Below are 7,742 nucleotides of genomic sequence, written 5' to 3' on the forward strand. Positions count from 1 at the left end.
CCCCGCGATGGCGGGCGTAGATGGCCTCCGCGGGGTCGTCAAACCGGATCCGGCCCTCCTCCTTGGTCAAGGGGGGGGCGTAGCTGGCCTCCCCGGTCTGGGGGATGGGGGTGAGGTCGGGAAGGCGGCTTAGGACCTCGAGGAGGAGCTCAATCCCCTTGTCCCGGAGCCTTTGGGAAAGTTCTAAAGCGGTCTCCTCGGGGCCGATGGGGGTTTCATAGGCCAGGTAGATGGGGCCGGTGTCCAGCCCCTCCTCCGTCTTCATGATGCTCACCCCGGTGGTCTTCTCCCCCCGGATCAGGGCCCACTGGACCGGGGCTGCCCCCCGGTACTTGGGCAGCAGGGAGGGGTGGAGGTTGAGAAAGCCGTAAGGGGGAACCTCCAGGATCTCCTTGGGCAGGATCTTGCCGTAGGCGGCGGTGACGGCCACCTCTGGGCTTGCCCCTTTGAAGGCCTCGAGGAAGGCCCGGTTGCCCTTCAGCCGCTCGGGCTTCAAAACGGGAAGCCCCCGGGCCAGGGCGTACTCCGCCACCGGGGTGGGGGCGGGCTTGAGCCCCCGGCCCTGGGGCCTGTCGGGAGCGGTGACCACCAACACCACCGGGTGCGCCTCGTCCAGGGCCTTTAAAACCGGAACCGCCCAGGCGGGGCTTCCGAAAAAGGCCACCCTCATCCGCCCCGAAGCTCCTTCAAAAAGGCCCTGGCTTCCTTTTGGAAGCGGACGAGGGCCTCCCGGTTCTCCCTTAAGAAGGCCTCCCGCTTCTCCTTAGGCAGGCGCTCGAAGAAGAGGATGCCGTCTAGGTGGTCGATCTCGTGCTGGAAGACCCGGGCCATATACCCCTCGAGCTCGAGGCTCTGCTTTTCCCCGTACTCGTCCTGGTACTCCACTCGGATCCGCAGGCTCCGGGGCACCTCCTCCGAGAACAGCCCCGGTAGGGAGAGGCATCCCTCCATCCCCTCCTCGAGGCCCTCCCGGTGGGTGATGGCTGGATTGGCCACCACGTACACCCGCCGCACCAGGGCCCGGAGGGGCTTTTCGTCTTCCTCGGGCTCATCCGCGTACTCCACCGCCACGAAAAGCCGCTGGGAGAGGCCCACCTGGGGTGCGGCCAGCCCCACCCCCCGGGCCTCAAACATCGTTTCCAGCATCTCCTCGGCCAGGGCCTTTAGGCCGGAGAAGTCCTCGACTGGGAGGGCCTTCCTTTTTAGAACCGGGTCGCCGTAAAGGCGGATCGGCAAGGCCATCCCTTTCATTCTAGCGCAAGCCGGGCCCGTCCCAAAACCACCCCCACCGGGCTGACCCCGGGGGGCAGGAGGAGGTCCAGGCTTCCCTCGTAGACCCCGGTCGTGCCGGGCAGCCGCACCATCACCTCGCTGAGTTCGTCCAGGACCCCTTTCGGCCCCACCAGGCGGACCGCCTTAGGGGAGAACTCCAAGACCCTGTACCCTGGGGGCGGAACCGGGCGCAGCGGAAGGAGTCTGGACTCGAGGAAGCTGCTCCGGCTTTTCACCCGCACCCGTTCCGGGCTCAGGCGGATGCCCAGAAGGGGCCCTTCTCCGAAGGCCACCAAGGCCACCTCCTCGCCCCCGGTGTCCAAGCCCAGGGCCAGCCGGGCTTTTTCCATCCGGCTTCTGGGCCCCTCGGCCTGCACGGTTTTGACCTCGGGCTCTACCGGGCCGTCGGGGCTGGTGAGGAGGACGGGGAGGGCCTGGCGGACCAGGCTCTCCACCTGACCCTCCACCCGGGCGGGCCGGACCTCCAAAACCTCCACGCCCTGGGGCACGGCCACCTGGACCTCTCGAACGAACGCCCCATCCGCATTGGAAAGGTCCAGATAGGCCGAGACGGGCAGGGTCTTGTCCTCCACCAAGGGCGCAGGCCCCCTGAGACGCAAAAGGACCTCCTTGGGAAGGCCGTCCGCCACCCGGTCGTTTCCCAGGCCCACCACCTTGAGGGGAACGGAAAGGGCCCTTTCCACCACCGGGGCCTTCTCCTTTAAGAGGTACCAGACGGCGAAGGCGGCGATGAAGGAAAAACCGAGCTCCAGGAGCCTAATTCTCATGTTTCCTCCTTGAGGATCTGCCGCAGGGCCTCGAGGCTCAAAGGCGGGGAAAGCCTTCCCCCTTCCGCCACCCGGATGCTTCCCCTCTCCTCGCTGACCACGATGACCAAAGCATCCGAAACCTCGGAAAGCCCCAGGGCCGCCCGGTGCCGCGTCCCCAGGTCCACCTCCTTGTCCGAGAGGGGAAAGACGCAGCCTGCGGCCAGGATCCGGCCTTCCCTCAGGATGACCCCGCCGTCGTGCAGGGGGGTGCCGGGGAAGAAGAGGGTCTCCAGAAGCCTGGAGGAAAGGCGGGCCTCCAGGATCTCCCCCGTGGCAGCGAGGTCCCCCAGGGGGGTGCGCCTTTCCAGGGCGATGAGGGCTCCGTGCCTTCGCTCGGAAAGCCGCCTTACCGCCCAGATCAGCTCCAGGTAGGGCCTTTGCTCCTGCCGCGCCTGGCCCCGGCCGATCCGCTCCAAAACCCCCCGGAGCTCCGGCTGGAAGACCACCACCAGGGCGAAGGCCCCCAGGGTGGCTGCGTTGCCAAGAATCCAAGACAGCGTCCTGAGGCCCAGAAGCCCCGACAACGACCAGACCAAAAGGAAGACCAAAACCCCCCGGACCAGGTTCACCGCCCGGGTGCCCTGGAGCAGGCGCCACAGGGAATAAAAGAGAAAGGTGACCAGCAGGATATCCAGGACGTCCCGCCAGGTCATACCAGGCTTGTTCCCGGCCCTTCCCACCTGGCCCCGAAGAGCCGGGCCCAGGTAGCCCCCAGGTCGGCGAAGGTCTCCCGCGTCCCCAGATCCCCCTCCACCCCTGGCCCCACCCAGAGGAGCATCCCGTACTCCCGGGTGTGGTCGGTGCCGAAGAAGGTGGGGTCGTTCCCGTGGTCGGAGATCAAGAAGAAGTGGTCCTTGGGGCCCAAGGCCTCGAGGAGCCTGGGCAAAAAAGCGTCCAGCTCTTGAAGCGCCCGGGCGTACCCCTTTGGGTCCCGCCGGTGGCCGTACCTAGCGTCAAAGTCCACCAAGTTGGTGAAGATGAGGCCCGTGAAGGGCTCCCGCATCAAGTCCAGAGTCTTCTCGAGGCCATCCAGGTTGTCCTGGGTCCTGACCTCCCGGCTGAACCCCTCGTGGGCGTAGATGTCTGGAATCTTTCCCACCCCCACCACCTCCACCCCGGCGGCCCGGAGGGCGTGGAGAACGTTGGGAGGAGGCTTGAGGGCGAAGTCCTTCCTCAGGTCCTCCCTCCGGTAGAACCCCCCCTCCCGCCCCGCGAAGGGGCGGGCGATAACCCGGGCCACCTGGTAAGGGCCTCGAAGCAGCTCCCGCGCCTTTTCGCACCAAGCGTACAGGGTTCCCAAGGGCACCGCGTCCAGATGGGCCGCCACCTGGAACACAGAGTCCGCGGAGGTGTAGACGATGGGTAGTCTAGTCTCCAGGTGAGTCTTCCCATAGTCCCGTATGGCCTCTGTTCCAGAGTAGGGACGGTTCAGGAGCCACCCTCTCACCCCAATGGCCCGGGCCCATTCCCAGAGGAACTCCTCTGGGAAGCCTTCCGGGAAAGTGCGAAAAGGTTCCTTCAGATGGATGCCCACGAACTCCCAGTGGCCGGTGCTGGTGTCCTTGCCGGGGTTGGCCTCCCGCATGCGTCCGAAGGCGGCCTTGGGTGGCCTCCTGGGTAGGGTGTGCACCCCGGGAACCCACCCCAGGCCCAGCCCCGCCAGGTTGGGGAGGTCGACCCCGGTTTTCAAAAGGGTGTGGTCCAGGGTGTCCGCGCCTTCGTCCCCAAAGAGGGGGGCATCCGGCAAAAACCCCAGGCCCACGGAGTCCAAAACCAGTGCGACGACCTTCATCAGGACCTTCATCAGGAGGAAAGCCCTTCCTCGCCCTCCTTTGCCAGCTTCATAATCTCCTCCGGGCTCATCTCAGAGAGTTCCCGCAGGGCCGCGTACTCCGCCACCAGTTCCTGGATCTCTTCCAGGGCCTCCTCTTCCGAGAGCTCCCCGTCTTTCAGCTCGTCCAGGACCTCTTCTATGGCCTCGAGGACCGAGACCGCCGCGCTGGCCTGGGAAAGGAGATGGGCCAGGTTGCCGAGGTCCTCTGCGATGTCCTTCATAGGGCCATCTTACCCTAAAAGCTCCGCCAGACGAGAAAGCGCCCGGCCGTACTTTTTGGCAAAGGGGCCGGACCGATGGCTCTCGAGGAAGAGGGCCTCGAGGGGGGCTCCGCTTGCCCGCAGGCCCAGCCCAAGATTATAGAGGACATCCACAAAGTAGACGAACCGCAGGGCATCGTTCTGGTCCTGGATGGGCTGGAGACCCTGGAGGTAGACGGTCCGGACCCCATCCAGCAAAAACCGATACCGGATGGGGTGGAGGGTCCTCAGTTGGCTTAAGAGGGCGGGAAACTCGTCCAGGGTTTTGGGGCCGGGGTCCATCCGGTAGGCCCGCTCCACCTCTTCCGGGGGCCAGAGGCTGGGGAAGCGGCCGGGGTCCCGGTGGCGGAAGTCCTCCCCGTCGATCGTCTCCACTGCAAACCGCTTGGACAGGCTTTGGATCTGGTGTTTGAACTGCTCTGCATTGAACCGCCCCTGGCCCAGCGCCCCAGGGGGGGTGTTGGAGGTGGTGGCGACCCGGACGCCCTGGTCCATGATGAGGGAGAGGAAATGGGTGGCCATCTGGGCGTTTCCGGGGTCGTCTAGGTCAAACTCGTCTATGAAGAGGTATCGGAGCCTTCCAAACCACCGGGCCCCTTCCTTCAGGCCCAGAAGGCCCAGGGCGTAGGTCAGCTCTTCAAAGGGGAGGAAGGCCTTGGGGCCCGGGGCCTCGAGGTAGGCCGCCACCAAAAGGTGGGTCTTGCCGACCCCAAACCCTCCGTCCAGGTAGATCCCTTGGGGCCCAGGCAGGCGGGGCTTTCTGCCAAAAGGGAACCATCCTCCCCGGGGTCGGTCCTTGACCCAGCGTCTGAGCCGCTCCTTGGCCAGGGCTTGCGAGGGGTAACGGGGGTCCGGCCGGTAGGCGCCGAACGTGGCGCCCGCGAACCGGGGCGGGGGAACGAAGCCCTTTAGCAGAAGCTCTAGATCTACCTCAGGGGTCCTTTCCACCAGGCGCATGCGAAGAAGTATAGCCCCTGTGTTACGCTGTAGGGGTATGGTTCGGCTGTACGGGGTACCGGGGTGCGGCCCTTGTGAGATCGTAAATATGAAGGGGGTGCCCTTCGTCTTCGTGGACGTTCGGAAGGACCCCGGGGCCGCCCGGAAGATCGCCCGGCTCGCGGGAAGCCCCACCGCGGGGGTGGTTCTGGAAGTTGCTTCCCGAAGGGAACACCGAGTTGCTTCCCGAAGGGAACACCGAGTTGCTTCCCGAAGGGAACACCGAGAGGAGGGGGTTTCTTCCCCCAGTGAACAGGCGGTTGAAGTGATCCGGAGCGTGAGCCCGGCCCACCTCGAGGCCTGGTACCGGCGCTACTTGGAAAGGAGGGGCTCGAGGTGAAGCCGGAGGTGGTGGGCCTCGTGGTAGGCGGCGGCCTTAAGCCAGCCCAAGGCGGTGAGGGCCCCGAAGAAGGGATGGGGGAAGGTGTAGGGGTTCTTCTCGTCCAGGCGCTCCGCCTCTTCTAGAAGAAGGGCCCGGGCTTTTTCCAAAAGAGCCCGCACCTCCTCCCGGGAGAGCCCGCCCTTCGGCCGTACGCCCTCTGGGGCCTGGGGCCGGCCGTCCACCATCGTTCCGGGCTGAGTGGGCACTGGGGGAAGGGGTTCTCCTTGGGCAACCCGGCGGAGCCGCCTTAGGACCCGGACGGTGGAGTCTTCCACCAAAGCCACGTGCTCCAGAAACATCAAGGGGCTCCAGGCCCCCTCCCGGACGGGCTGGGTTAACACCTCCTCCTCCAACCCCAAGGCTTGAAGAAGCCGGGCCCGGCTTTGGGCGAGGTGGGCCAGGACCTCCTCCTTGGTGGAGCCGTAGGCGTCCAGATTCACCATGCGCCCATTTTAAACCTGGGATATAATCCCCGCCATGATGGCCATAGACCTTTCGGGCAAGAAGGCCCTCGTCATGGGGGTGACCAACCAGCGGAGCCTGGGGTACGCCATTGCGGAAAAGCTCCACCGGGCGGGGGCGGAGCTTTTCTTCAGCTACCAGGCCGAGCGGCTAAGGGAGGAGGTGGAGGGGCTGGCCCTGCCCCTCGGGGCGCGGACCTTCCAGGCGGACGTGACGAAGGACGAGGAGCTGGACGCCCTCTTTGAGGAGGTCCGAAGGGCCTGGGGGGGGCTGGACTACCTGGTCCACGCCATCGCTTTCGCCCCCCGGGAGGCTATGGAAAAGCGGTACCTGGACACCAGACGGCAGGACTGGCTTCTGGCCCTCGAGGTCTCCGCCTACTCCCTGGTGGCCGTGGCCCAAAGGGCCGAGCCCCTTCTCCGGCAGGGGGGAGGCCTCGTCACCCTCACCTACTACGCCAGCGAAAAGGTGGTGCCCAAGTACAACGTCATGGCCGTGGCCAAAAGCGCTCTGGAGACCAGCGTCCGCTACCTGGCCTACGAGCTTGGGCCCAAGGGGGTTCGGGTGAACGCCATCTCCGCGGGTCCCGTTCGGACCGTGGCCGCCCGGAGCATCCCCGGGTTCATGAGGATGTACGACCGGGTGGCCCAGGTGGCTCCCTTGAAGCGGAACGTGACCCAGGAGGAGGTGGGCCACCTGGGTCTTTTCCTCCTTTCCCCCCTCTCGAGCGGCATCACGGGGGAGGTCATCTACGTGGACGCGGGGTACCACATCATGGGGATGGAGCTTTAGAACTCCTCGTCCCACTCCACGATGGTCTCGCTGGTAAGGGTGGGAGAGGGTTTTTCCTGGATGGTCTCCGCTTTTTCCCGGTCCTGCAGAAGGCCGAACTGGGCGGCGATGCCCCGTAGCCCCGCGGTGGCGAGGGCCACCACCAAGAAGGTGGATGCCCCCCAGGCCAAGTAGGCGAAAAGCCCCTGGGCAATGGACAGATTGGCCAGCACCCCCAGGCCGGGAAGCCCGCCATAGTCGGCCAAAATGGCGCCCAGGTAGGAAAGGCCCTCAGCGATGGCGGGGAGGAAGAGGAAGAGGAAGGCCAAGGAAACCAGGTTCCAGTACAGGTTCCGCCCGCCAAAGGTCAGGCGGACCAGGTAAAGGGGGAAGAGGGCCAGGGCCGCCGCTAAAAGGGTGAGGATGGCCCGGGGGAGGCCAAGGAAGAAGAATTCCAACTGCACCTGGAGGCTGTGCCAGAACCCCAGACTTCCTCCTAAAAGGCGTTCCTCCGCTTCTTGGAGTTCTCCCAGGAGAACGACCAGATCGAGGGTCCTAATCCCCAAGGCGTTTTGCATGCGCAAAAAGAGCTGGTCGGTTCGGTCAGCCAGGCTGGGGGCGTAGGAAGAGACGACGGGATAGACCTTGAGCCGGTAGCGTCCATAGGCGTACGCCAGCTGCTCCCGCACCCGGTCGTACTGACCCGCGGAGGCGTAAAGCTGAGCCTGGGCGATCGCCCCTCGCAGGTCGTCCAAAATGGCCAGCCAGTCCACCAGGCTTTCGATCCCTAGCTCCCCCAGGCTGCTTCCAACGGCCAGGGCCACCTGGGGGTTGAGACGCAAAAGGGAGGTCTCCTCCCTGAGTCCACCGGGAAGGGTCAGGGAGACTTTGGGCGGAGGGGTTGGAGAGGGGGTTGCAGGGGGGGGGCTGGTCGT

At 65.6% G+C, this 7,742-nt stretch carries 10 protein-coding genes and 1 pseudogene; 2 read left to right on the top strand and 9 right to left on the bottom strand.

The features are described from left to right. The 7 genes from fmt to zapE all read right to left on the bottom strand — a co-directional run. On the bottom strand, positions 1-670 hold a 670-nt coding region (fmt, locus tag C4301_RS08675), incomplete at its 3' end, for a methionyl-tRNA formyltransferase (protein WP_352414694.1). Next, positions 667-1,242 carry a peptide deformylase gene (def, locus tag C4301_RS08680; RefSeq protein WP_352414695.1) on the bottom strand — a complete coding sequence of 192 codons (576 nt, stop codon included), beginning with the start codon at positions 1,240-1,242 and terminating at the stop codon, positions 667-669. The genes fmt and def, both read right to left, overlap by 4 nt. A gap of 5 nt (positions 1,243-1,247) precedes the next feature. Continuing rightward, positions 1,248-2,060, bottom strand: coding sequence for a CdaR family protein (locus C4301_RS08685; RefSeq protein WP_352414696.1), 813 nt, complete (start codon positions 2,058-2,060; stop codon positions 1,248-1,250). Beyond that, positions 2,057-2,755, bottom strand: a complete 699-nt coding sequence (cdaA, locus tag C4301_RS08690) for a diadenylate cyclase CdaA (protein WP_352414697.1) — start codon at positions 2,753-2,755, stop codon at positions 2,057-2,059. Before cdaA ends, C4301_RS08685 begins: the two co-directional genes overlap by 4 nt. After that, positions 2,752-3,894 carry a phosphopentomutase gene (locus C4301_RS08695; RefSeq protein ID WP_352414698.1) on the bottom strand — a complete coding sequence of 381 codons (1,143 nt, stop codon included), beginning with the start codon at positions 3,892-3,894 and terminating at the stop codon, positions 2,752-2,754. Before C4301_RS08695 ends, cdaA begins: the two co-directional genes overlap by 4 nt. 11 nt (positions 3,895-3,905) lie before the next feature. Further along, a complete protein-coding gene (locus C4301_RS08700; RefSeq protein ID WP_352414699.1) occupies positions 3,906-4,157 on the bottom strand; it encodes a hypothetical protein in 252 nt (83 codons plus the stop codon). A 9-nt stretch (positions 4,158-4,166) separates the two neighbouring features. After that, the gene (gene zapE, locus C4301_RS08705) at positions 4,167-5,153 is read right to left on the bottom strand and encodes a cell division protein ZapE (RefSeq protein ID WP_352414700.1); all 987 of its coding nucleotides are present in this window, start codon (positions 5,151-5,153) and stop codon (positions 4,167-4,169) included. A 37-nt stretch (positions 5,154-5,190) separates the two neighbouring features. Between zapE and C4301_RS09975 the strand changes: the two genes are divergently transcribed. Next, positions 5,191-5,532, top strand: a complete 342-nt coding sequence (locus tag C4301_RS09975) for a glutaredoxin family protein (RefSeq protein WP_503012420.1) — start codon at positions 5,191-5,193, stop codon at positions 5,530-5,532. On the opposite strand, the gene C4301_RS08715 is transcribed toward C4301_RS09975, so the two are convergent. Further along, positions 5,505-6,017 (bottom strand): DinB family protein, encoded by a 513-nt coding sequence (locus C4301_RS08715; protein WP_352414701.1) that lies wholly within the window; start codon positions 6,015-6,017, stop codon positions 5,505-5,507. The two genes, C4301_RS09975 and C4301_RS08715, sit on opposite strands and share 28 nt — an antisense overlap. A gap of 34 nt (positions 6,018-6,051) precedes the next feature. Between C4301_RS08715 and C4301_RS08720 the strand changes: the two genes are divergently transcribed. Continuing rightward, positions 6,052-6,828 carry an enoyl-ACP reductase FabI gene (locus C4301_RS08720; protein ID WP_352414702.1) on the top strand — a complete coding sequence of 259 codons (777 nt, stop codon included), beginning with the start codon at positions 6,052-6,054 and terminating at the stop codon, positions 6,826-6,828. Here C4301_RS08720 and C4301_RS08725 read toward each other — a convergent pair. Beyond that, a pseudogene (locus tag C4301_RS08725) lies at positions 6,825-7,742 on the bottom strand (hypothetical protein); the annotation flags it as partial. The gene C4301_RS08720 and the pseudogene C4301_RS08725 sit on opposite strands and share 4 nt — an antisense overlap.

The organism is Thermus sp. (assembly GCF_040290245.1).
Taxonomy (GTDB): Bacteria; Deinococcota; Deinococci; order Deinococcales; family Thermaceae; genus Thermus_A.